Origin of the sequence: Pontibacter sp. FD36 (assembly GCF_015686655.1) — a bacterium.
Taxonomy (GTDB): Bacteria; Bacteroidota; Bacteroidia; order Cytophagales; family Hymenobacteraceae; genus Pontibacter.
Map to the genome: position 1 here is coordinate 251482 of NZ_JADPMP010000004.1, position 21532 is coordinate 273013.

Here is a 21532-nt window from a genome sequence, read left to right on the forward strand (position 1 = left end):
TTCGCTATCTCTTCTCTGCGATTCTTAGTTTGGCGCTGCGTGAGCGACTGTTCTCAAGCAATTCCTGTTCCGAGGGCACAATCGGCTTTCGGTTGACGGCGTCGAGTGGCTTTTTCTCGTTTCCGAACAGGTCTTTTTCCACCTCTCCGAAGAACTTGCCCTTGGCGATGAAGTTCTTCACGAGCCGGTCTTCGAGTGAGTGGTATGACATCACCACCAATCTACCGCCGGGCTTGAGCACTTCGGCCGCCTGCTCCAGCATTTCCTCGAGCGCCTTCAGCTCGTCGTTTACTTCTATGCGCAGCGCCTGAAACACTTGCGCCAGGTATTTATTCTCCTTTCCACGCGGGGTGCAGGAGCTGATCGCTTGTTTAAACTCCCCGATCGTCTCGATCGGGTTGCGGGCACGTTGCGATACGATCACACCGGCCAGTGTCTTGGCGTTTTTCACTTCGCCGTAAATTCCGAAGATCCTGTGCAGCTGCTCCTGGCTGTAGGTGTTCACCACCTCGCTGGCCGGCATACCTGATTCAGGATCCATGCGCATGTCAAGCGGACCATCGAAACGAGTCGAAAAACCGCGTTCGGCTTCGTTGAACTGGTGCGACGATACGCCTAAATCAGCCAGAATGCCATCCACTTCTTTCACCTTGTAGAGGCGCAGGTACTTTTTCAGGTCCCGGAAGTTGGCGCGCACAAACGTGAAAGCCGGGCTGTCGATTTTTTTCGACTGCTCCTCCGCGTCGCGGTCCTGGTCAAATGAGTAAAGCTGACCTGTCGTCAGCTTGCTGGCGATTACGCTAGAGTGACCACCGCCTCCAAACGTCACATCGACATACACGCCATCTGGTTTGATCGCCAGCGCGTCTATGCATTCCTGCAGCATAACCGGTCTGTGGTACTCCATTAAATCAAAGGCGCTTCCGCCGGTTTATCTCCTAAAAACTTCTCGGCCAGTTGTGAGAAACTCTGCTGGTCCTTGATGAGGAAGTCCTCATACTTGTCAGGGTTCCAGATCTCAACACGGTTTCCCAAGCCTACCACAATCGCCTCTTTCTCCAGATCGGCGAAACGGGCCATGGTGCGGGGCACGATGAAACGGCCGGTGCCGTCCAACTCGATCTCCGTGTTGCCACGGAAGAAGTTGCGCTGAAACTGGCGGTACTCCTCATTAAACTCATTTAGACCTGCCACCTTATCATAGATCGTCTTCCACTCCGATTTCGGGTAAAGCACGAGGCAAGGCTCGAAGCCTCGTGTCAGCACCACATGATTGCCAGACGCCTCCGGCAGGTTGGATTTTATCTTCGCAGGTAAAACCAACCTTCCCTTTGGATCAATCTTGCATTCGTATTCGCCAGACAGGAAGTTCATGTATATGACAGTTGAGTCCGTATAGTTTTCGGAGTATACAAATGTAACGATTCACCAAAACACCGCAACCACAATCTCCCACTTTTTACCACTTTGTGGATAAATTACGGTTATCCACCCCACTTATCCACATTATCCACATTTCGGACCTTCATTTTGCGGATAAGTTTATTTGCATAAAATATACTAGTTCGTTAATATACGAGAGACTATATATTATAAAACACTGTAAGACAAGACATTAACACAATAAGCAGACCTAAACTATTGCTCTCCGAAGGCATTTTTGTCAAAAGTGGGACAAAGTGGAGAATGTGGTAGAAAGTGGGACGATATCCCGAGAGTGGATAAAGTTTGTGGTAAAAGTGGGGAGTTTATCCGTATATTTGCACTGTGAATCAGACCATCCGCCATACGGTTACGCTACTCCTGACCCTGAGCATTTTGCTGGGCTCGTTTGGCGTGGCTTTGAGCGAACAACTCTGCCTGATGACTGGACTGAAAATGTCGGCCATGCAGGAGCAAGCGGATGGTTGCTGCCAAGAGCCTAACACACAGGAAGCTGCCGAAGATGATTGCTGTACAACAGAACTTTCCTTTGAAAAGCTGGAGCCGGTCTCTTCTATCAAAAGTCTATCGCTCGAGATTCCTGTTTTCTTTGCGGCTGCATTCACACCACTTTTTACCACTTGGGCGCCGGAGCCAGCCACCGACCAACGGATTCTTACTTACTCCGATAGTTCTCCCCCGCTCTACGGCATTCAACTACTCCATCGGCTACAAATTCTTATCGTCTAGGATTTCCGTTTGCATAAAATCCTGCATTGGCTAAAGGCCTATGCACAAACCTGCATTCAGAAATTTTAATCAATAAAGAATATGTATTCTAGCATACCTGTGCGAACTATCAGCCGAATCTTCGGCACGTTTGCACTCCTTATTACTATACTTATACCTGCCGCCGCCCAGCAACTGACGGGCACAGTGGTAGACCAATCCAGCAAAATACCTCTGATAGGCGCCAACGCCGTGTGGAAGGGAACGTCTAAAGGCACTGCTACTGATGCCAGCGGAAACTTCACACTGCAACTGACCGACGCCATTAGTCCCCAGATCATCGTGTCTTACCTGGGCTACAAGCCCGACACGATTGATGTCAGCGGCAAAACAGCTGTTATCGTGGCACTCACACCTACCAGTTCCTTAAGGGAGGTAGTGGTGGAAGGACAACAGACGCGCTACTCCGCCCTCACCCCCACCAATTCGCAGATCATCACAACACGTGACCTGGAAAAATCGGCCTGTTGCAACCTGGCGGAGAGCTTCGAAACAAATGCCTCCGTGGAAGTGACGACCACCGACGCGGTTTCGGGTGCCAAGCAAATCCAAATGCTCGGGCTGGACGGCTCCTATACCTTGCTGACCACAGACAACGTGCCGGCCCTGCGCGGCCTTTCAACCCCCTACCGTCTCAACTACCTGTCTGGCACTTACATTGAGTCTATTGACATCATAAAGGGAATGGGCTCGGTGCTAAACGGCTACGAATCGATTTCGGGGCAGGTGAACGTAAAATTGAAAGACCCTGAGAAAAGCGAACGGCTATACCTGAACCTGTATGGAAACAGCCTCGCTAAGTTCGACGCCAATCTGAACGTGTCGGCGCAGGTAAGCCCAAAGTGGAGCACGCTCCTGATGCTGCACTCCGACCACCTGGGCAACCGTGTGGACCGCAACAAGGACGGCTTTATGGACCTGGCACTTGGCACGCATCATAATGTATATAACAAGTGGAAGTATACCCATGGCGATTGGGTATCAGAGTTTGGGATAAATGCCCTGCGCGAGACGAAGCTAGGCGGACAGATGGACTATGAAAAAGGCGAAGCAATTGGACCTGAGCAAAACTATGGTACCGAATCCGAAACGGATCGTCTGTCCTTTTACAATAAGACCTCCTATACCTTCAAGGGCAAGCCTTACCAGAGTTTGGGTTTTATTTCATCAGGTGTACACCACAAGTTTAATTCACTCTATGGCCGCCGCACATACAATGGCGAACAGAACACAGGCGATCTGCGCTTCATTTTCCAGTCCATCATCGGGCATACGGGCCATACCTACAAGGTGGGTGCCAGCTTCCTTTACGACGACTATACCGAGCGACTGGAGCAAACCAGACTGAGCCGCACCGAACAAGTACCGGGTATTTTTGCAGAATACATCTTCAACAATTCCGAAAACCTAACTGTAGTGGCCGGCGCCCGCACCGACTTCCACAATCTCTACGGCACTGTATTTACGCCTCGCCTTAATGTAAAATACGACCTGACACAGAATACCATTTTCCGGTTAGCGGCAGGCAAGGGCTTCCGGGTTGCTAACCCTATTTCGGAGAACACGGCTGCGTTGGTCAGCAACCGCGCCTTCACCTTCCGGGAAGAACTGCAGCCGGAGAAGGCTTGGAACCTGGGTGGCTCCTTTACACAGTATTTTGAGTTGGGCAGTCGTCCGGGCGCTTTCATCACCGACTTCTATTACACCACTTTCCAGAATCAGGTAGTGGCTGACATGTACAGCAGCGCCAACCAGGTTGAGTTTTACAACCTGCAGGGCCGCTCCTTCTCTCGCAGCTTTCAGGCGGAGTTGCAATATGAGGTGCTGAAGGGCTTTGACGTAAAGACGGCCTATAAATACTACGACGTGCAGACCACCTACAACGGCGCGCTGCAGCAGCGCCCGATGATTCCGCAGCACCGCTTCTTCGTGAACCTCGGCTTTGCCACACCATTCGATAAATGGCGTGCCGATCTGACCACACAGTACTTCGGACAAATGCCATTAGCCTACATGGAAGGCCATAGCGGTACAGCGAACGTGCGCCAGTCCGATGCTTTCTATACCTTGAATGGGCAGGTGTCGCGAGCCTTCAAGCGCTGGGAACTATACCTGGGCGGTGAGAACCTGTTGAACTTCCGTCAACCAGATGCGATCAGAGGGGCAGATAATCCCTTTGGTGCCAACTTCGACGCCAGCATGGTGTGGGGGCCAATTACCGGCAGGGTCATCTATGCAGGTATGCGCTTCAAGATCGAATAGCGGCACATCATTTGCACTGCTCCAGCGGCTCTAATAGAAACCAAATCATTATCATACATCTAACTTTCACCAATAACAATTTCACATTATGAAAATCTTCAGAAACATCGGATTAGCACTTGTTATGTTCTTCGCTACGTTGAGCGCACAGGCCCAGAACGGCAATGAAAAAACAGTTCAAATTAAAACTTCAGCTGTGTGCGGCATGTGCAAGAAGAGCATAGAAAAAACGATGGCTTATGAGAAGGGCGTCAAAAAATCGAACCTGGACGTGGATTCCAAGATGCTGACTGTTACCTATGACCCGAAAAAGACCAACGAAGACAAAATCCGTAAGGCAGTGAACGACACAGGCTACGACGCCGACGACAAACCAGCCACGCCACGTGCCTACAACAAACTGGACGATTGCTGCCGCAAGGAAGCTGGCGCGCACTAAAAGCCGCCCATACCTTAAAATCAAAAAGGGTAGCTGACACCAAGTCGGCTACCCTTTTGCTTTATACAGCTGCCACCACGGTAGGTAGGGCTTGTCATGGTGCTCGTAGTGATAGCCGAAGAAGTAACAGCTCACAAAGGCCCACAGGTGGTTTTTGGCCTGTGTACCTGATTTGTGCTTGTTCTCGGGGGCATGCTCACCGCGATGCGGCAGGTAGGTTCCGAAGTAGAACAGCTGGAATGTAGCCAGTATAGCGGGCATCATCCAGAACATGATTACATTCTCGAGCAGAAAAAACAGCTGCAGCACATTATAGGTAATGGCCATCAGCACGATCTGCCACCATGTGATGTAGTTCTTCAGAAAACTGTAGTACCAGGGCCAGAAAGAGCCGTGGTGGTAGTCTGGGTCTTCCTCTGTGGCCACATGCCTGTGGTGCTGGTGATGCTTAGGCAGGAGCCGTGGGTACCAGTTATAGGCGAAGAGAAAAGCGGTGACAGTGCCGATCATGCGGTTCAGCTTTGGCCGGCCGGGAGCGACAACGCCATGCATGGCATCGTGGGCAGTAATAAAAAGGCCTGTGTACAAGTGCGTCTGCAGCAGCATGAACAGATATGGCAAAGGCGATGCAAAGTCAACCGGAAAGCGCAACAGGTATACGAGCAGGCCAGACCAGCACACCACAATAATGGCTGCGATGGTGACCCCTCTGTTGTCCCTATGGATTGTCTTTGCCATTTGATTATTTAAAGGCTGGATATTAGCTATACCTACATTGAACAGTCACGCTTCGGATATACCTGTTCTTTGCAGGCCATCCCTATACCTGATTATACCGCTTCCTTTAGTAAGGTATCGCGCACCTCCTCCATCAGCCACATGGGTGTAGAAGTTGCGCCGCAAATACCCACTTTGTCGCCGTCGGCAAACCACTCGGGCTGTATTTCTTCTACCTTCGAAACAAAATAAGTAGCCGGATTTGTGTCTTTGCATACCTGATAGAGCACTTTGCCATTGCTCGACTTGGTGCCCGACACGAAGATAATCTTATCAAACTGAGCGGCAAACTTGCGCAGGTCTTTGTCTCGGTTCGATACCTGCCGGCAGATGGTGTCGTTGGCGTCCACTTCGTAGCCCTTTTGCTCGAGCGTGTCCTTTATGTTGTAGAAGCTGTTGGTGCTTTTGGTGGTCTGGCTGTAAAGTGTGATTTTGGGCGGCAACTCATGTTGCATCAGTTCGTCCAGATTCTCGAACACCACCGCTTTGTTGCTCGTCTGCCCCAACAGGCCCATCACCTCAGCATGCCCGTGCTTGCCGTAGATAAAAATGCGCTCGTCTTTGTCGTAGGACGTTTTAATCCGGTTCTGCAGCTTGAGTACCACGGGACAGGAGGCATCGATCAGGGTCAGGTTATTCTGCAGGGCCACGTGATAAGTTGCAGGCGGTTCGCCATGGGCTCGAATCAGGACAGCCTCGTCGCGCAGCTTCCCCAACTGGCCATGGTCGATGATGCGCAGACCGCGCTTCTGCAGGCGCTCCACCTCCACGTCATTGTGCACGATATCACCCAGACAGTAAAGATACCCTTGCTCATCGAGCAGGTCCTCAGCCATCTGGATGGCATAGACCACGCCGAAGCAAAAGCCTGAGTTAGAATCGATCGTGACTTGAAGGTTCCGCATATACCTTTATACAGCCAAGCGTTGATATTGTTTAACGGCGAAGCGCTGTTTTAAGCCCTCGTACATCGAAATTGTCGACAAAAGCATCAGCATGGAGTACATCGAGTCCTCCACAGGTATAGACACAATGCGCAGATTCAGGTTGTGGCTGTTGTTATACCAAACTATCGGCAGGTAAGTCAAAACGCCATTTACAAGCAGGAACGGAACCAAGTGCACCATGTAAGCCAGGTAAAAGCGCCCGAGTCTTTCTGTGTTGAAATAGTAATAGTGCGCCCCCAGCATAGCGGCCAGCAAGGTAAAGGTGATGGAAGTATAGAGCTTTTCTAAATTAAAGACTGCTAGAAGTAAGAGCACAGGTATAAGCGCAAAGGTGATCGCCTTAGCATAAGGCTGCAGCAGGTCTTTGGTAATGTAAGCATTGAGACAGTCGTAGATAAAGACGCAGGCGTAAGGCACCGTGATGAAGAAAAGTACCTCCTCGAGCGGCAGGCTAAAGATGTAGATCCCTACCAGATACTCCGGGTTGAAGCCCCATACGCCAGCTTGCGTGAAGATTTCGTCCCAGATGATAAACAGGACAGCATTGATGATGATTGCCGGCCACAGGTATGGCCAGTTTTTATAAAATGCCACTTTCCTGTCGAAGGAGAGCAACAGCGGAAACAGGATGGTGAAGATGTTCAAGTACAGGTATAGCGGCATGTGGCTTATATAGGTATGCTTTTTATTTTTCGTTTTTCCTGCTCGGTGCAGTGGTCTTTTGTCAACATAAAATCCCGGATATCGCGGGCCATGTCATTAGACAGGCCGGACTTCGGATGGCGCTCCAGCCCAGCAATAATCTTTGCTTTGTCGTCTTCCAGGTTACTGCTCATATTCAGATAGCGTGGCACGTAATGCTCTACTGTGAAGCGCAGAAACCTGATTTCCGGATTGACTGCATCGAGTTGAACGGCCTGCTCAAATATCTCCGAAGAGCGCTGCAGGTGCTTCATTTTCATGTAAGGATTCCAGACATGTTTTGCCATAATGGCTTCCGAAACTGCCTTATAAGCCAGCACCACAGGGTTATTATCCTCATAGTCGCTCATCAGCTTGTGAAACTCCCTGCCAGCCTTGCTATTCTGACTAGCCTCCAGGAACTGCACACGCAAATCAGGCAACTTGTAAGACTTGGTGTTATCGGCCAGAGCCGTAATGTAAAAAAAGAGTAAAAAGGGTAATATCAGTAAGCTATTCTTCACGATTCAGATGGCGTTTAGTTGGTACCTGAGATAAGAGCCCAAAAGTAAGGCAAACTTTGTGTTATCAGGTACTCTTACGCGCTCATTCAAGATATGGGTTGCCGGCAGCCCTCTGATTTTGTGGAAAAGCTTGAGGTAATACACATAGGCAAGGTATACGCCCATACGGGCAGAACGCGGCAAACCGAGTATTCCGGCGTAAGCATCTTTGAAGTCCTGCGCAATGTCGGCTTCTATTTCTTCTTTGCTGGCGTTGTTGAACGTGCGGATATCGACAGCCGGAAAGTATACCCTCCCACGGTCCTTGAAATCACTCTGCATGTCGCGCAGGAAATTCACTTTCTGGAAGGCTGCTCCCAGACTACTTGCCGGTTTCTTCAGCCGCTCAAACATCTCCTGATCCCCTTCGCAGAACACCTTCAGGCACATCAGCCCCACCACTTCAGCCGATCCGTAGATGTACTCTTTATACAGCGCCGGGTCGTACACATGATCTTCGAGGTCCATGGCCATGCTGTTCAGAAAGGCTTCGATGTACTCCCGGTCAATCTTATACTCATTCACCACGCACTGAAAGGCATGCAATACCGGGTTCAGGCTTATACCTTGCTCAATGGCCTCAAAAGTCTGTTTGCGGAACTCGCTGAGCAGTTTGCGTTTGTCGAAGTCATGAAAGGTGTCCACAATCTCGTCGGCGCAGCGCACAAAGCCATAAATGGCATAGATAGGCTGATGGAATTTGCGGTGCAGTGTCTTGATACCGAGCGTAAAGGACGTGCTATACGCCTCCGTTATCAGTTTGCTGCAGTTCAGGCAGGTTTCTTTAAATAGATCCATAGTTTTATCTGGAGCGTTACTTACTCATTATTTCTTGTTTAGCCAGCGCGTATTCCTTCGCCACTTCTTTTGCCACCACCTGTCCTGAGATAAGCGACGGCGGCACTCCCGGGCCCGGTACCGTCAGCTGACCGGTGTAGTACAGATTTTTCACTTTTTTACTCTTTAGGCTAGGCTTGAGCAGGGCAGTCTGCATCAGCGTATTGGCTAAGCCATAGGCATTGCCTTTGAAGGCATTGTAGTCAGAAATAAAATCGCGGTGGGCGTAACTACGCTTGTATACCACAGCACCGCGCACATCCTGCCCGGTCAAATGCTCCAGGCGGTCCATGATGATGTTGTAGTAGCGTTCCCGCAGCTCTTCTGTGTCTTCGAGGTCAGGCGCCACAGGCATCAGCACAAACAAGTTCTCGCAGCCATCCGGGGCCACGCTGTCATCCGTAACTGACGGAGCCGACACGTAAAACAGTGGCTTGGCCGGCCATTTAGGATCTGTATAGATTTCGTGGGCATGGGGCCCGAAGTCTTCGTCAAAGAACAGGTTGTGATGCCGCAGGTTGCCAAGCCTTTTTCCTATGCCCAGGTAGAAAATCAGGCAGGAAGGTGCCATCACCCGCTTGTCCCAGTAGTCCTCTGTATAACTACGATAGGCCGGGGCTATAAGGTGGCGCTCCACGTGGTGGTAGTCGGCACTGGCCACCACCACTTCTGCCTCAAATGTGCCCGAAGCGGTGCGGACGCGACGGGCTATACCTTGTTCTACCTCTATTTCCTGCACATCCTGGTTGTACAGGAAAGACACACCTTTCTCCTCTGCCAGCTGCACCATCCCTTCGATGATCTTGTACATGCCACCCATCGGGTACCATGTTCCGAGGCTGATATCGGCGTAGTTCATCAGACTGTATAAGGCAGGTGTGTTTTGCGGCAGCGCACCTAAAAACAGCACCGGAAACTCCATCAGTTTGATAATCTTATCGTGGGAAAAGAAACGGCGGATGTGTGCGTGAATGGATTGGAACACATCCATGCGGAGCACATCCATTAGCAGCTGCAGGCTCATGAACTCACTCACCGAACGACCCGGTTTGTACACGAGTTGGTTTATACCGACTTCATATTTATAGGCAGCCTGCTCCAGAAATTTGTTTAGTCGGGTGGCACTTCCAGGCTCCCATCTCTCGAACAGGGCTTTTAATTCTTCAAGTGATGCAGGCACATCTACAAAATCATCTTCACCGAAGACCACGGTATAAGACGGGTCGAGGCGCACGAGATCATAGTAATCGGAAACGGATTTGCCAAATTTATTGAAGTACGACTCAAACACGCCGGGCATCCAGTACCAGCTCGGCCCCATGTCGAAGGTATAGCCTTCGGCCTCGAAGCTACGGGCACGGCCTCCCGGTGTGGTGTTTTTCTCCAGCACTGTTACTTCATAGCCTTGGTCAGCCAAACTAGTGGCGGCCGAAAGACCTGAGAAACCGGCACCGATCACGATTACTTTTTTTGACATCATTTAGAAATTTACTAAAAAAACTGGTTTAAGTTGTTTTTAGTCGCCATAAACCTGCAGCATCCTTTTCAGCTCCTTCCGGGCGATGTGGATGCGATTTTTCACCGTGCCGATCGGAATATTTAGTTTCTCGGCAATCTCGAGGTATTTGAACCCGATGTAATACATCATAAAAGGCGTACGGTGCTCTTCATTAAGCTTGGCAATGGCAGCCTTGATATCGCTCATGACGAAAGCGGCTGTGCCTTTGTTAACCGTCACAAAGCTATCATCAGTGTTCAGGTACTGCAGGTACTCTGTACTATCGATATTGCTGCTACGCTTCGTGATCTTGTTGTAGTTATTGATAAACGTATTGCGCATGATCGTGTAAAGCCATGCTTTCAGATTAGTGCCAGCGTTGAATTTCTCCCGGTTCGAGAGTGCCTTGAGCAACGTTTCCTGCACTAAGTCTTTCGCGTCGTCCGCATTGCGGGTAAGGTTCATGGCTACCGGCTTCAACGAACCAGCTGCCAACTGAATGTGATTGGAAAATTCTAACGCTGTCATGATGTTTAACTTTTTAATAAAATAACTAAACAATTATACGACTACAATTAATAAAGGTCAAATTTTGTTTAATATTTATTTTAAATACTTAAACAATAAACTCACCTCATATCAATCATAAATTGAACTTCTGAAAACAAAAAGGGCCAAACCCTTTCGGATTTGGCCCTTTTTGTTGAACAATAACAGCTATATTATTTTGTTTAACTCATTAGCTTTTCTGCGTCAACATGCGAATAAAATCTTCGATGCAACTGAGGCGGTGTGTGTTTTGGGGAAATGTCAGGAAATCGTGCTGCACCTGGTAGCCATACAGGTATATCTGCGTAGCCGGGAAGGTAGTAGCGAGTTTATCTATGTAGTCCTGCACCTGATCGCGCTCAGGTATGATCGTCATGACTGTACAGATAATATCAGGTTTCAGCTGATTATAGGTAAGCTGCAGATCCTTGAAAGGCAGATTCTGCCCAAGGTAGAGAACCTGCTGATGATGCGACCTGATCAGGTAATTCATATAGAGCAGTGCGATTTCGTGCAGTTCGCCTTCCGGCAGGTATAGCAGGTAAGTTGGCTCTCCCTCTTTGCGCTTCACCACCTGTCCGTCTATTGCCACGATCAGCTTCTGACGCACCAGGTTACTTACAAAGTGCTCATGCGCAGGTGTTATGTTATTTGTCTGCCACAGAATGCCGATTTTATGCAGAAAAGGATACACCACCTGCAGCATCGCCTGATGAAAACCTACCTGCAAAGTCACCGTGGAGAAGGATTTGTCAAACTGCTCTTCGTCCATGTCAATCATGGCCGTCACCATGTTGGTGATATGATGCGAAAGCGATGATGCCTCCTGTTCCGCCAATTGCTGCACCGTCAGCTTTAGCTGCTCAGGGCTCATCTTGGCGATTTTGGAGATTTTAAACCCTTGTTCGTTCAGGAGTGAAATATTGAGCAGGGTCTTCAGGTCGGCATCACTGTAGTAGCGAATGTTGGTGTCGGTACGTTGGGGACAAAGCACATTGTAGCGCTGTTCCCAGATGCGGATGGTATGAGCCTTGATGCCCGAAAGGTGCTCTAGCTCTTTGATGGTGTATTGCGCCACGTCTGTTCCCCTTGTTGTTGTTTCTGAATGATTGCGTATGCATCCCTGAAATACCTGGGCGCCACCCACAGCATGCCGTAAGACTCGGAGCCATCACGCCCTTTGTGCTTATGATGCACTTTGTGCGCCATGTTTAAGGCTTTCAGGTAAACATTAGACGTACTACCAAAAAGCCTGATGCGCCTGTGGATGAAAACATCGTGTATCAGGAAATAAGCTACACCATAGAGCGTAATCCCTGCTCCTATCCAAAAGCGGTAGTCAATGGGGTCGCTGCCGAACACAAAGAACAGCATCGCCAAGGTACCGTAATAGGCAAAAAACAGGTCATTCCACTCAAAAGCGTGCTTATGATGTGTATGATGGGACTTGTGCAGGAACCACAGAAAACCGTGCAGCACATACCTGTGCATGGCCCAGGCCACACCTTCCATTGCCACAAAAGTAATCAACATGATCCCAAGGCCCATCAGCATACTCATCAAACAACAAGTTTAACAAATGGTTTTGAAACTTTAACAGAAAATTACCAGGTCAGCTCCTCCTTATTCAAAAAGGCCGCTATACCGCGCTGGCAGTCTTCGCTGCCACGAGCCACGGCGTTCATTTCGGCCGCATACTGTAAGCCGTCCTCCAGTGACATCTCCTGCACCCGGGCGATCATCTCTTTGGTCACCTCCATGCTCTGGCGGGAGTTTTCTTTGCAGAGTTTCTGAGCGAAGCTAAACACACGCTCCTCCAGTTCATTGGCAGGCACCACGTAGTTTAGCAAACCGAAGTGCTGCGCTTCCTCCGCCGTGATCAGGTCGCCGGTGAGCAGCAGCTGCTTGGCGCGGGCCTCTCCTATCTTGCGAAGCAGGAACACCTTTACGATAGCAGGTATAAAACCGATTTTCACTTCGGTGTAGCCAAACTTAGCCTCCGGTACGGCAAAAGTGAAGTCGCAGATCGCCGCAAGACCGCAACCGCCTGCTATGGCATGACCATGCACCTGGGCTATTACTACCTTCTTTAAGGTATAGATCAGGCGAAAGAGCTCCATAAGGTGGGTGGAATCGGCCAGGTTGTCGTGGTAGTCGTATTGCTGCAGGCGCTGCAGGTACTCCAGGTCAGCACCGGCGCAGAATACTTTGCCTTCGGCCCGTAGCACGATCACTTTACAGGTTTCATCGTCTTCTGCGGCTGTGAAGGCTCGTTTGAGTTCCGAGACCATTTCAGCATTCAGCGCATTACGTTTCTCAGAACGGGCCAGGGTGATATATCCAACACGCTCCTTCACTTCGTAGTGCACAAAGTCCAGGGTTTGCGTGATAGGTGGTTGAGTCGTGTCAGTCATGATATAGTCTTCTAAATTATAATTCTACATACCGGTGTGCCGGTTTCAGATAATACGCGAGTTAATCGGTAATGCTCGAAAAAGATAAGCAAATTCAGTGAATGTCGCGACAAAATGAGCACAAATTCTTAGTTCTTACATTTCATTTATACTTGGTTATTTGTTGATCGATCGCATAACATAACAACTTCCTGATCCTAGTCTAACCGTCACTGACTGCCACACAACACAAATGCCGCAAACCCGTAAAATTAATTTGCTAACGAACGTTAGGTTGTTTACATTTGTTGTTATCTATATAAGGAGTATACTTTGAGCAGGAAAGAACAGATAGAGCAAACGGCTACGGCCTTATTCAAGACCAGAGGTTTTTCGGCCACGTCCATGCGCGACCTGGCTAATGCCTTGGGTATAGAGGCGGCTAGCATTTACTCCCATATCCGTTCGAAAGAAGAGATTCTGCAGCGGGTATGCTTCCGGATGGCAGACGAGTTTTTTGGAGCTATCGAGGCTGTGAAAGGCGATTCCACCAGCGCTACCGAACAGCTGAAGCGGGCCATTTCGGCTCATGTGCAGGTGCTGACCCGCAACACAGAAGCCTCTGCCGTGTTTTTGCAGGAGTGGCGTCACTTAAGCGAGCCATACCATACGGAGTTTCTGGCGCTGCGCGACCGGTACGAGAACTATTTCCGCGAGATCATCCGCCAAGGTATAGCCAGCGGAGAGTTTCAGGTGCCGGACGAGAAGTTTGCCGTACTCACTATTCTTTCTGGTCTTAACTGGATCCATACCTGGTACAAACCAGACGGGAAGATGAAGCCGGCCGAGATTGCCGAAAACCTATCAGCCATGTTGCTGAACGGTTTAAAGACGAACCTTAACTAGTTTACCTATACTAACCCTAGCCGGACTGTTCCACCTTAACAGTCCGGCGCTTTTACTGAACCTTAAAACTGAAAATATTATGTACGGAGGAGGAAACGTTTTCGAAGCTACCAAATTCGACGACCTGCAGACGGAAGATCCTGCAAAGCTGGCCGAATTTGAAGCACGCATTGCTCGTGGCGAGAAGATCGAGCCAAACGACTGGATGCCGCAACTATACCGCAAGCAGCTGATTCGCATGATCGAGCAGCATGCGCACTCTGAGATCATCGGCGCTTTGCCGGAAGGCACCTGGATTACCCGTGCCCCGGGCTTCCGTCGCAAGATGGCTCAGATGGCCAAGGTGCAGGACGAAGTAGGCCATGCACAATTACTCTACTCTGCGGCCGAGACTTTGGGCAAAACCCGTGAGCAGATGCTGACTGACCTAATCAACGGCAAGAGCAAGTACTCGAACGTGTTTAACTACCCGGCCTTCACGTGGGCTGATTCTAACATCATCTCTTGGCTGATTGACGCAGGTGCGATCGTAAACCAAATGGCAAACGCCAAAGGCTCTTACGGCCCTTACTCGCGTGCGCTGGAGCGTATCTGCGCCGAGGAAGCTTTCCACTTGAAGTACGGACACGACGCCGTGGTACACATGGCAACCGGCACTCCGAAGCAGCGTGAAATGATTCAGGCTGCCTTGAATCGCTGGTGGCCGCCGATCATGACGTTCTTCGGTCCGTCTGACAAAATGAGTACACACACCGAAACACTGATGCGCTGGAAAGTGAAGATGGCCTCTAACGACGAGTGCCGTCAGCAGTTCCTCGACATGTACGTGCCGAAGATCTGGGAGCTTGGCCTGACCGTGCCGGATCCTAACCTGAAGAAGAACATGGAAACTGGCCAGTGGGAATACACCGAGCCAGATTGGGATGAGTTTAAGCGCGTGATCAATGGCGATGGCCCTTGCAACGCCGAGCGTCTTGCCGTACGCCGCACCGCTGAAGAGCGCGGCGCATGGGTTCGCAGAGCCCTCCTCAACCCGAAAGCAAAGTATGTGAAACCGTTGGCATAGCCAATGAAAGTTTAACTAACAAAACTATGTCCCTGACATCACTAGACCCAAGAGTAACCCGACTGAACCTTCCGGAAGAGGCCCAGCCCATTGAGCCGAAACCGGAGTTGGATCAGTTTGAAACATACGAGGCCTTTCACCAAAAGAAAGAAGGCGCTGCCCATACCTATGTTGGTCCGGTACATGCTCCGAACGAGGATGTGGCTTTCCTGTTTGCCAAAGAGCAGTATAGTCGCCGCTTTGCTTGTGTGGGACTCTGGATTGCGCGTACTGAGCACATTCAGGTAACACCTTATGCCGGCGATGGTGAGAACGTGTATGAGATGATGCACGTGGAAGAGCCAGCAGAGCGCAGCGAAGAGGCGGAAGCTTACGAGATCTTCCATCTGAAGAAGCGCGGCAAAGCCCATACCCATGCCGGCCGTGTGATGGCGACTTCTTATCAGGGGGCGCTTCAGGAAGCACGCACCCAGTTTGGTGAGAAAGGCCCGATTGTAAACGTGTGGGTAGTGAAGTCGAAACATGTACTGCAGTCAGCGGAAGAAGACAAGGACATGTGGACCACCATACCTGAGAAGAAGTACCGCGAAGCCATTGACTACAAAGTGATGGACAAAATCACGAAGTATAAAGAAGAACACAAAACCACTGCGCAATAATGAACGAGCTAGCGATAAAAGACCTGTTATACAAACTAGCAGACGACCAACTGATACTTGGCCACCGCAACTCCGAGTGGACTGGCTTCGGCCCGATCCTCGAAGAGGACATTGCTTTCTCGTCGATGGCGCAGGACAAAATCGGCCATAGCCTTGCTTTCTATACCTTGTTGCAGGAGCTAGGTGAAGCTGATCCGGATACGGTTGCCTTTACCCGCAACGCCAACCAGTTTCATAATAGCCAACTGGTAGAGCTGCCCAACGGCGAATACGATTTCAGTTTGATCCGCCACTTCCTATACGACAATGCTGAGATTATCCGCTTTGAAATGCTGAGCCAGTCGAGCTATGAGCCGATTGCCAAAGTTGCCACCAAGCTGAAGGGCGAAGTGAAGTACCACGTACTGCATGCCAATACCTGGATAAAGAACCTGGGCTCGTCTACTGAAGAAGCTATCCTGCGTTTGCAGTCTTCCCTAAACGAAGCTATACCCTATGCACTGGGTATGTTCGAGCCGTCGCAGTACGAGCAGGAACTGATAGAGGCAGGCGTATACGCTGGCGAGGAGGCGGTGAAAGCAGAGTGGTTAAAGCGCATCCAAGCAGTTATTGAAAAGACAGATCTAAAGTTACCGGACCTTGCCACAGTAGAACCAAAACTGGGCGGCCGCTACGGCGAGCATACCGAGCATCTACAGCCACTACTGGATGAAATGGCGGAGGTGTTTAAGATCGACCCGACAGCAGAGTGGTAATATAATAATGGAGTTGACGAAAGAGAACATATTGACCCTGCTCGAGGAAGTGAAAGACCCTGAGATACCGGTATTGTCGCTGGTGGACCTGGGGGTGATCACGGGTGTGGACATTTCTGATGAAGACCATGTGACGGTGAACATGACTCCAACTTTCGCGGGTTGTCCTGCCATGGACTACATGAAGAAGGATGTCGAGCGTACACTGGAGAAGCATGGCATCACCAATCACACCGTCATTATGTCTTTCGACCAACCCTGGGATAGCAATAAGCTTTCAGAAAAAGGCCGTCGACATCTGAAAGAGTTTGGCCTGGCACCGCCTCCTAAGTATGATTTAATTCTGGACTTAGACATTCTGGAGCATGTGAAGTGTCCTTACTGCGATAGTGAAAACACTGATCTGCGCACACCTTTCGGCCCGACCCTCTGTCGCTCCATGCACTACTGCAACGACTGCCGGCAAATGTTTGAGCAATTCAAGCCGCTATAAAGATTTTACTTAGAAAATAGAAATGGCCTATCGAAAACGACAGGCCATTTCTATTTTGCTTGAATATTCAAATTAGACTTCTATCAAAAGGATTGCCGAGATTCTCCTCGCAGTGACTAAGCGATTGATCAGGCCGCGACCTGGCTTCACAATCATAATTCATATTAACTAATTCAGGATTTAACGCACGAATACTTACATCAACCCTACTCACCTCTCTTAAACATCATCACTCCTTTGCCGTCTAGTATCAGTTCCAGCCACTCTTCACTCACCTTATACCTTAGCTCCCTATCATTCAATAACTTCAACATCTGATTCTCTACCTCCATATCCGGACAAGCCATTCTAGTTGCGGCGATGGGGCCGAAGTTGATTCTGTCAGCAATCGGCTCAAGTGTGCCTGTTATTCTATTACATCCCGTACTCCCCGAAACCCTGCCCTCGGCAAGCGATATATCCAAGGTTGGCTGGTTCTGCCCGAAATCCTTTGGATTGATGGCTTTCGCCTGCAGTTCTGCCAGATGCCAGGTGCCATCAAGGCGGGAGTCCCGGAGGTACATACCACATCCTCTGTATTCCATGTCATCTTTCAGTACAGTTACGGTATAAGGAAGCTCTCGCCCTGACATCGTGTTAACGCAAGTTTCCTTGATCAGCCGGATTTCGAGATTGCCTGTAACAGTCTGTACCCTGTACACAACTCCCTCACCCGCTTCTGGCTCTTCAGCAACCGGAACTGGTGTCAGCACACTGCCATCCTCTTCGTCGAGCACCCTGAACTCAATCATTTTATCTAAGTCAACTTCCAGGGACCAAAACGGTTCGTTTCCAATGGCGGCAAATTCTATCCCACGTTCGTATTTCTCACGCCACAGTTTAGGACTGTCCTCTGGTTCATCCGGGTTTTTCCGGCGTAGGCGGTAGGCATCAGCAATTTGTGATTCTATGCGGTTGCCTTCGTTATCAAGCATAACCAGTGCTTCACCTTCTAAGGCAAACTGGTTGTTACCAGTGCCCTGCTTATTTAGCTGAACTCTCCCATTGCCTACACCCCAAGTACCAGACTGCACAAATGGCGTTGCGCTCCGGCCTTGGTACACGAGGCGTTCCCGATAGGTACTATCAGGGTTGAGATCCAGGGTATAGTCAATACCCGGACAGTCGGCACAAGGTATAGTTCCTACCCAGGAACCCACGGCTGCCTGCGCGACCTCAACGTTCGACATCTCCGCATTCGACTGCGAGACGGAAGTTGGGGCAGTTGAACAGGCAGCAACAATGCACAGCAAGAAAATCCCGATGGGGAGCAACAGTTTAATAGTGTTCATTATTCTTCTTGAACAGGTATAGAAATTTCTACGAGGAATAGTCCGGCACAGGTATAGGTGAAAACGCAAAAGCGCTTACGGAGCATTACACCTGCGAAACTACCAAATTTATCGGGAGTACATGAAAAAAGCCCCGTCGCTACCAGATTTGGTAACGACGGGGCTTCTGTACAGGTATAGCTATACCTTATATGTTGGCCATTTCGCCTTTTACAAAGTCTACCAGACTCTTGATGTACTCGGTGCTGAAGTCGAACTTAATGCCAGCGGCTTCATATACCTCGCCAATCGACACAGTGTAGCCTAAGCTAAGGGCACGCTTGTAGGCGGCCAGTCCTTCAGTAGGATTCTCTTTGTAGTTTTTCCAAACAGCAATAGCTCCCAACTGTGCCATAGCATACTCTACATAATAGAACGGCACTTCGTAGATGTGCAGCTGCTTCTGCCAGATGAATGGCTTATACTTCTCCAGTCCGCTCCAGTTCACTTCGAGGTGATTGAAACGTTCAAAAATGTTGAGCCATTCCTGATGACGTTCTTCCTGAGTATGGGTCGAGTTTTCATATAGCCAATGCTGGAATTTGTCCACGGTAGCTACCCACGGGAAGGTCTCGAGCACGCTCTCCAAATGAGTGCGCTTGGCGCGACGCAACTCGTCTTCGTCAGTAAAGAAAGTATCCCAGTAGTCCATCGAGATCAATTCCATCGACATGGAGGCCAGTTCGGCTACTTCTGATGGTGGGTGTTTGAAAGCGCCCAGCGTCAGGTCGCGCGTCAGGAAAGAGTGCACCGCATGGCCACCCTCGTGCAGCATCGTGATCACATCACGCAAACTGGAAGTGGCATTCATAAATATGAACGGTACGCCAATCTCGTCCAGCGGATAATTGTATCCACCCGGTGCTTTGCCTTTTCTTGACTCCAGATCCAGGTGGCCCATCTCGCGCATAGTAGCCAGGCAGTCACCCAAGTAGGTGTCGAGGTTGTAGAACACCTGGATTGTTTTCTCCAATAGCTCTTCACCAGACGTAAACGGTTCCAGCGGTGCTTTTCCGCTTGGGTCTACGTCAAGGTCCCATGGACGCAGATCGGCTATACCTAGTTTTTCTTTGCGCTCACGGTCTATACCTGTCAGCACGGGCACGATCGTTTCCTCAATGGACTTGTGGAAATCAAAGCAACCCTGTGGGGTATAGTCGAAGCGGCCCATGGCAGCGAACATGTAATCGCGGTAGTTGTCAAAGTCGGCGTTTTTGGCCAGCTGTGTGCGCAGTTTCAACAGCTCGTCGAAGAGGTCATCGAGTTTCTGACGATCCTGTGTGCGGCGCTCCTGTATGGCACGCCACGCTTCTTCACGCACTGCACGCTCGTTGCGCTTTAGTCGGTCTGCGGCTCGTTGCAGGGTCATCTCCTCCCCGTCCAGCGTTACGGTCATGGCGCCTGTTATGGCGGCATACTGTTGCTGCTTGGTACTGATTTCGGTGTTCAGCGGAATATTTTCTTCACGGAAGATCTCCAGGGCACGCTCCACACCACGCAGGTAGATACGGTATTTATCTTTGTCGAGACCGGCCACATAAGGCGAGTGCATCAACTTGAGGTTGAGCTCGTGGTCGTAAGGGGCTATTTGGGGTTCTATCTCTGATACGAAATACTGAAAGGCTTTCGTGATATCCTCGTTCTGTGTGTCGCAGGTCATGCGGATGTAGCGCCAGCCAAGGTCTTCGGAGAGCACGCTCTCGAGTTCGCTGCGGTCTTTCATCCACTTTTCCAGCTCCTCCACCGAGTTGATGGCACGGCTTTTCAGTTCTTCAAAATATGGCTGTATGGTTTCCCAAGTATCTATTTTAAAGTCTTCGGACAGGTAAACCCGCTTCTTTCGTTCGGGCACTTGTATCATAGCTTCTGTTTTACTCATTGATGGTTCTGTATAAGAAAAGGTAATATATACACTTCTCCTGAAAGTGCAAAAAAAAGCTGCACTATATCTTTATTAAAGATAGTGCAGCCTTACTGAAGTTATAACAGGTATTATTATCCTATTTCGATGACCACATTGGCAGTCAGCGGATGGCCTACGCAATTGAGCACATAACCTTCGTCCAACTCAGCGTCAGAAAGGCCTTCGCGTTCGTCCAGATGCACTTTTCCGCTCAGGCATTTGCCGCGGCAGGCGGTGCACAATCCGGCCTGGCAGGAGTATGGCAAATCCACGTCCTGGTCAAGCGCCGCTTCCAGAATGGTCTGGTCTGGCTCCACAGTCACGCTGTACTCGGCGCCTTCATAAATGATGGTTACGGTCTGGGTGGTTATCTCACCGTCGTCATCTGAAGAGGATACGTCGCCGTGGTGCTCCTGCTCGTGTTGCTCTACCAGTTTGTTACTCACAAAGCTCTCCCGGAAAATGCGATCAGAAGGTACGTGCAGCACGTTTAAGGCCTTGCGCACCTCTTCCATCATCCCCTCAGGTCCGCACATATAGTAGAGGGCGTCAGCTGACTTAGCCAGTTGCCGGCGCTCCAGTATTTTGAGTATCACACTTTGGTTCATGCGGCCGCGGTAGTCGCAGGCATGTTTTGGCTGACTGTAGATATACTCCACGTGCAGGCGCTCAGGGTGTGCGGCCTGGAGTTCCTGCAGCTGCTGCTTGAAAATCACGGAGTCTTCATCGCGGTTACCGTACAGCAAAGTCACCTTCGTGTTCGGCTCCTCGCGCAGGGTTGCTCTGAGCATAGACATCAGCGGGGTAATACCGCTGCCTGCCCCGAACAGGATAATATGGCGGCTCTTATCTGCCTCTGGCACCAGGTTAAAATTACCAAGCGGCTCCATTACCTCGATTTCTTGCCCAACTTCCAGATTATCAAGCAAATAATTGGAAACCAGACCGCCTTCTACACGTTTAACAGTAACTGACAGGCGACTGCCCTCATTCGGAGCGCAGCACAGTGAGTATGAACGGCGGACTTTCTTTCCGTCTATCGGAATGATAAGTGTCAGGAATTGCCCTGCCTTGAATGGAATCGGTTTTTTATCGGGATGTTCTAAGTGTATCGTAATCGCATCTGAGGTTTCGCGGGTTATCTCCACGACCTTCAGCGTGAAATAGGGGCTACTCATATCGTTTTATTAATAGTCTTTTAGGGGGAAACATGGTTTCAAACT

23 protein-coding genes are annotated in these 21532 nt (G+C 50.0%); 8 read left to right on the forward strand and 15 right to left on the reverse strand.

Features of this window, described 5'->3' with window-relative positions; genetic code table 11:
* Nucleotides 1–4 precede the first annotated feature (4 nt).
* Nucleotides 5–907: a 16S rRNA (cytosine(1402)-N(4))-methyltransferase RsmH gene (gene rsmH / locus I0P70_RS07395; protein ID WP_196116090.1), complete on the reverse strand. Its 903-nt coding sequence runs from the start codon at nucleotides 905–907 to the stop codon at nucleotides 5–7.
* On the reverse strand, nucleotides 907–1374 hold the full coding sequence (gene mraZ, locus I0P70_RS07400; protein ID WP_007652473.1) for a division/cell wall cluster transcriptional repressor MraZ: 468 nt from the start codon (nucleotides 1372–1374) through the stop codon (nucleotides 907–909). The genes rsmH and mraZ overlap by 1 nt, the downstream gene beginning before the upstream one ends.
* 393 nt (nucleotides 1375–1767) lie before the next feature.
* Between mraZ and I0P70_RS07405 the strand changes: the two genes are divergently transcribed.
* The 3 genes from I0P70_RS07405 to I0P70_RS07415 all read left to right on the forward strand — a co-directional run bounded on the left by I0P70_RS07405 (nucleotide 1768) and on the right by I0P70_RS07415 (nucleotide 4912).
* Nucleotides 1768–2172, forward strand: a complete 405-nt coding sequence (locus I0P70_RS07405) for a hypothetical protein (RefSeq protein ID WP_370583188.1) — start codon at nucleotides 1768–1770, stop codon at nucleotides 2170–2172.
* A gap of 99 nt (nucleotides 2173–2271) precedes the next feature.
* On the forward strand, nucleotides 2272–4473 hold the full coding sequence (locus I0P70_RS07410; RefSeq protein WP_370583189.1) for a TonB-dependent receptor domain-containing protein: 2202 nt from the start codon (nucleotides 2272–2274) through the stop codon (nucleotides 4471–4473).
* An 88-nt stretch (nucleotides 4474–4561) separates the two neighbouring features.
* Complete coding sequence (locus I0P70_RS07415; RefSeq protein WP_196116092.1) at nucleotides 4562–4912, forward strand: heavy-metal-associated domain-containing protein; 351 nt, start codon at nucleotides 4562–4564, stop codon at nucleotides 4910–4912.
* A gap of 48 nt (nucleotides 4913–4960) precedes the next feature.
* Here the strand turns inward: I0P70_RS07415 and I0P70_RS07420 are convergent, their stop codons facing one another.
* The 10 genes from I0P70_RS07420 to I0P70_RS07465 all read right to left on the reverse strand — a co-directional run bounded on the left by I0P70_RS07420 (nucleotide 4961) and on the right by I0P70_RS07465 (nucleotide 13178).
* Nucleotides 4961–5650, reverse strand: coding sequence for a fatty acid desaturase (locus I0P70_RS07420; protein ID WP_196116095.1), 690 nt, complete (start codon nucleotides 5648–5650; stop codon nucleotides 4961–4963).
* Nucleotides 5651–5742: 92 nt separating this feature from the next.
* A complete protein-coding gene (locus tag I0P70_RS07425; protein ID WP_196116097.1) occupies nucleotides 5743–6594 on the reverse strand; it encodes a 4-hydroxy-3-methylbut-2-enyl diphosphate reductase in 852 nt (283 codons plus the stop codon).
* Between the two features lie 6 nt (nucleotides 6595–6600).
* Nucleotides 6601–7299 carry a lycopene cyclase domain-containing protein gene (locus tag I0P70_RS07430; RefSeq protein ID WP_196116099.1) on the reverse strand — a complete coding sequence of 233 codons (699 nt, stop codon included), beginning with the start codon at nucleotides 7297–7299 and terminating at the stop codon, nucleotides 6601–6603.
* Nucleotides 7300–7304: 5 nt separating this feature from the next.
* Entirely contained in the window at nucleotides 7305–7841 is a 537-nt protein-coding gene (locus I0P70_RS07435) for a hypothetical protein (RefSeq protein ID WP_196116101.1), read from the reverse strand.
* 3 nt (nucleotides 7842–7844) lie between these two features.
* Complete coding sequence (locus I0P70_RS07440) at nucleotides 7845–8678, reverse strand: phytoene/squalene synthase family protein (RefSeq protein WP_196116103.1); 834 nt, start codon at nucleotides 8676–8678, stop codon at nucleotides 7845–7847.
* A gap of 16 nt (nucleotides 8679–8694) precedes the next feature.
* Nucleotides 8695–10197, reverse strand: a complete 1503-nt coding sequence (locus tag I0P70_RS07445; protein ID WP_196116105.1) for an NAD(P)/FAD-dependent oxidoreductase — start codon at nucleotides 10195–10197, stop codon at nucleotides 8695–8697.
* 36 nt (nucleotides 10198–10233) lie between these two features.
* Nucleotides 10234–10743 (reverse strand): RNA polymerase sigma factor, encoded by a 510-nt coding sequence (locus tag I0P70_RS07450; RefSeq protein ID WP_196116107.1) that lies wholly within the window; start codon nucleotides 10741–10743, stop codon nucleotides 10234–10236.
* A 211-nt stretch (nucleotides 10744–10954) separates the two neighbouring features.
* Nucleotides 10955–11842, reverse strand: a complete 888-nt coding sequence (locus I0P70_RS07455; protein WP_196116109.1) for a MerR family transcriptional regulator — start codon at nucleotides 11840–11842, stop codon at nucleotides 10955–10957.
* Nucleotides 11815–12324: a sterol desaturase family protein gene (locus I0P70_RS07460; protein WP_196116120.1), complete on the reverse strand. Its 510-nt coding sequence runs from the start codon at nucleotides 12322–12324 to the stop codon at nucleotides 11815–11817. Before I0P70_RS07460 ends, I0P70_RS07455 begins: the two co-directional genes overlap by 28 nt.
* A 44-nt stretch (nucleotides 12325–12368) precedes the next feature.
* A complete protein-coding gene (locus tag I0P70_RS07465) occupies nucleotides 12369–13178 on the reverse strand; it encodes an enoyl-CoA hydratase/isomerase family protein (RefSeq protein ID WP_196116123.1) in 810 nt (269 codons plus the stop codon).
* Between the two features lie 312 nt (nucleotides 13179–13490).
* Here I0P70_RS07465 and I0P70_RS07470 point away from each other — a divergent pair, with 312 nt between their 5' ends.
* The 5 genes from I0P70_RS07470 (at nucleotide 13491) to paaD (ending at nucleotide 17036) form a co-directional block, all read left to right on the forward strand.
* Nucleotides 13491–14063 (forward strand): TetR/AcrR family transcriptional regulator, encoded by a 573-nt coding sequence (locus I0P70_RS07470; RefSeq protein WP_196116125.1) that lies wholly within the window; start codon nucleotides 13491–13493, stop codon nucleotides 14061–14063.
* 79 nt (nucleotides 14064–14142) lie between these two features.
* Entirely contained in the window at nucleotides 14143–15129 is a 987-nt protein-coding gene (gene paaA, locus I0P70_RS07475) for a 1,2-phenylacetyl-CoA epoxidase subunit PaaA (protein WP_083674181.1), read from the forward strand.
* Nucleotides 15130–15155: 26 nt separating this feature from the next.
* On the forward strand, nucleotides 15156–15788 hold the full coding sequence (locus tag I0P70_RS07480) for a phenylacetic acid degradation b (RefSeq protein WP_196116128.1): 633 nt from the start codon (nucleotides 15156–15158) through the stop codon (nucleotides 15786–15788).
* Nucleotides 15788–16543, forward strand: coding sequence for a 1,2-phenylacetyl-CoA epoxidase subunit PaaC (gene paaC / locus I0P70_RS07485; RefSeq protein ID WP_196116138.1), 756 nt, complete (start codon nucleotides 15788–15790; stop codon nucleotides 16541–16543). Before I0P70_RS07480 ends, paaC begins: the two co-directional genes overlap by 1 nt.
* A 7-nt stretch (nucleotides 16544–16550) precedes the next feature.
* Nucleotides 16551–17036 (forward strand): 1,2-phenylacetyl-CoA epoxidase subunit PaaD, encoded by a 486-nt coding sequence (gene paaD / locus I0P70_RS07490; RefSeq protein ID WP_196116140.1) that lies wholly within the window; start codon nucleotides 16551–16553, stop codon nucleotides 17034–17036.
* 206 nt (nucleotides 17037–17242) lie between these two features.
* Here paaD and I0P70_RS07495 read toward each other — a convergent pair whose 3' ends face one another.
* The 3 genes from I0P70_RS07495 to I0P70_RS07505 all read right to left on the reverse strand — a co-directional run bounded on the left by I0P70_RS07495 (nucleotide 17243) and on the right by I0P70_RS07505 (nucleotide 21487).
* Nucleotides 17243–18367 carry a copper resistance protein NlpE N-terminal domain-containing protein gene (locus tag I0P70_RS07495; protein WP_196116142.1) on the reverse strand — a complete coding sequence of 375 codons (1125 nt, stop codon included), beginning with the start codon at nucleotides 18365–18367 and terminating at the stop codon, nucleotides 17243–17245.
* Nucleotides 18368–18554: 187 nt separating this feature from the next.
* Complete coding sequence (locus I0P70_RS07500; protein WP_196116145.1) at nucleotides 18555–20285, reverse strand: M3 family oligoendopeptidase; 1731 nt, start codon at nucleotides 20283–20285, stop codon at nucleotides 18555–18557.
* Nucleotides 20286–20401: 116 nt separating this feature from the next.
* A complete protein-coding gene (locus tag I0P70_RS07505; RefSeq protein WP_196116147.1) occupies nucleotides 20402–21487 on the reverse strand; it encodes a ferredoxin--NADP reductase in 1086 nt (361 codons plus the stop codon).
* Nucleotides 21488–21532: the final 45 nt, after the last annotated feature.

Coding starts and splice junctions, on each gene's coding strand:
- I0P70_RS07415 (WP_196116092.1), top strand. CDS start 4,562: ATGAAAATCTTCAGAAACATCGGATTAGCACTTGTTATGTTCTTCGCT.
- I0P70_RS07425 (WP_196116097.1), bottom strand. CDS start 6,594: ATGCGGAACCTTCAAGTCACGATCGATTCTAACTCAGGCTTTTGCTTC.
- I0P70_RS07445 (WP_196116105.1), bottom strand. CDS start 10,197: ATGATGTCAAAAAAAGTAATCGTGATCGGTGCCGGTTTCTCAGGTCTT.
- I0P70_RS07430 (WP_196116099.1), bottom strand. CDS start 7,299: ATGCCGCTATACCTGTACTTGAACATCTTCACCATCCTGTTTCCGCTG.
- paaC (WP_196116138.1), top strand. CDS start 15,788: ATGAACGAGCTAGCGATAAAAGACCTGTTATACAAACTAGCAGACGAC.
- I0P70_RS07465 (WP_196116123.1), bottom strand. CDS start 13,178: ATGACTGACACGACTCAACCACCTATCACGCAAACCCTGGACTTTGTG.
- I0P70_RS07460 (WP_196116120.1), bottom strand. CDS start 12,324: ATGAGTATGCTGATGGGCCTTGGGATCATGTTGATTACTTTTGTGGCA.
- I0P70_RS07420 (WP_196116095.1), bottom strand. CDS start 5,650: ATGGCAAAGACAATCCATAGGGACAACAGAGGGGTCACCATCGCAGCC.
- I0P70_RS07480 (WP_196116128.1), top strand. CDS start 15,156: ATGTCCCTGACATCACTAGACCCAAGAGTAACCCGACTGAACCTTCCG.
- I0P70_RS07440 (WP_196116103.1), bottom strand. CDS start 8,678: ATGGATCTATTTAAAGAAACCTGCCTGAACTGCAGCAAACTGATAACG.
- I0P70_RS07500 (WP_196116145.1), bottom strand. CDS start 20,285: ATGAGTAAAACAGAAGCTATGATACAAGTGCCCGAACGAAAGAAGCGG.
- I0P70_RS07450 (WP_196116107.1), bottom strand. CDS start 10,743: ATGACAGCGTTAGAATTTTCCAATCACATTCAGTTGGCAGCTGGTTCG.
- mraZ (WP_007652473.1), bottom strand. CDS start 1,374: ATGAACTTCCTGTCTGGCGAATACGAATGCAAGATTGATCCAAAGGGA.
- paaD (WP_196116140.1), top strand. CDS start 16,551: ATGGAGTTGACGAAAGAGAACATATTGACCCTGCTCGAGGAAGTGAAA.
- I0P70_RS07505 (WP_196116147.1), bottom strand. CDS start 21,487: ATGAGTAGCCCCTATTTCACGCTGAAGGTCGTGGAGATAACCCGCGAA.
- rsmH (WP_196116090.1), bottom strand. CDS start 907: ATGGAGTACCACAGACCGGTTATGCTGCAGGAATGCATAGACGCGCTG.
- I0P70_RS07495 (WP_196116142.1), bottom strand. CDS start 18,367: ATGAACACTATTAAACTGTTGCTCCCCATCGGGATTTTCTTGCTGTGC.
- paaA (WP_083674181.1), top strand. CDS start 14,143: ATGTACGGAGGAGGAAACGTTTTCGAAGCTACCAAATTCGACGACCTG.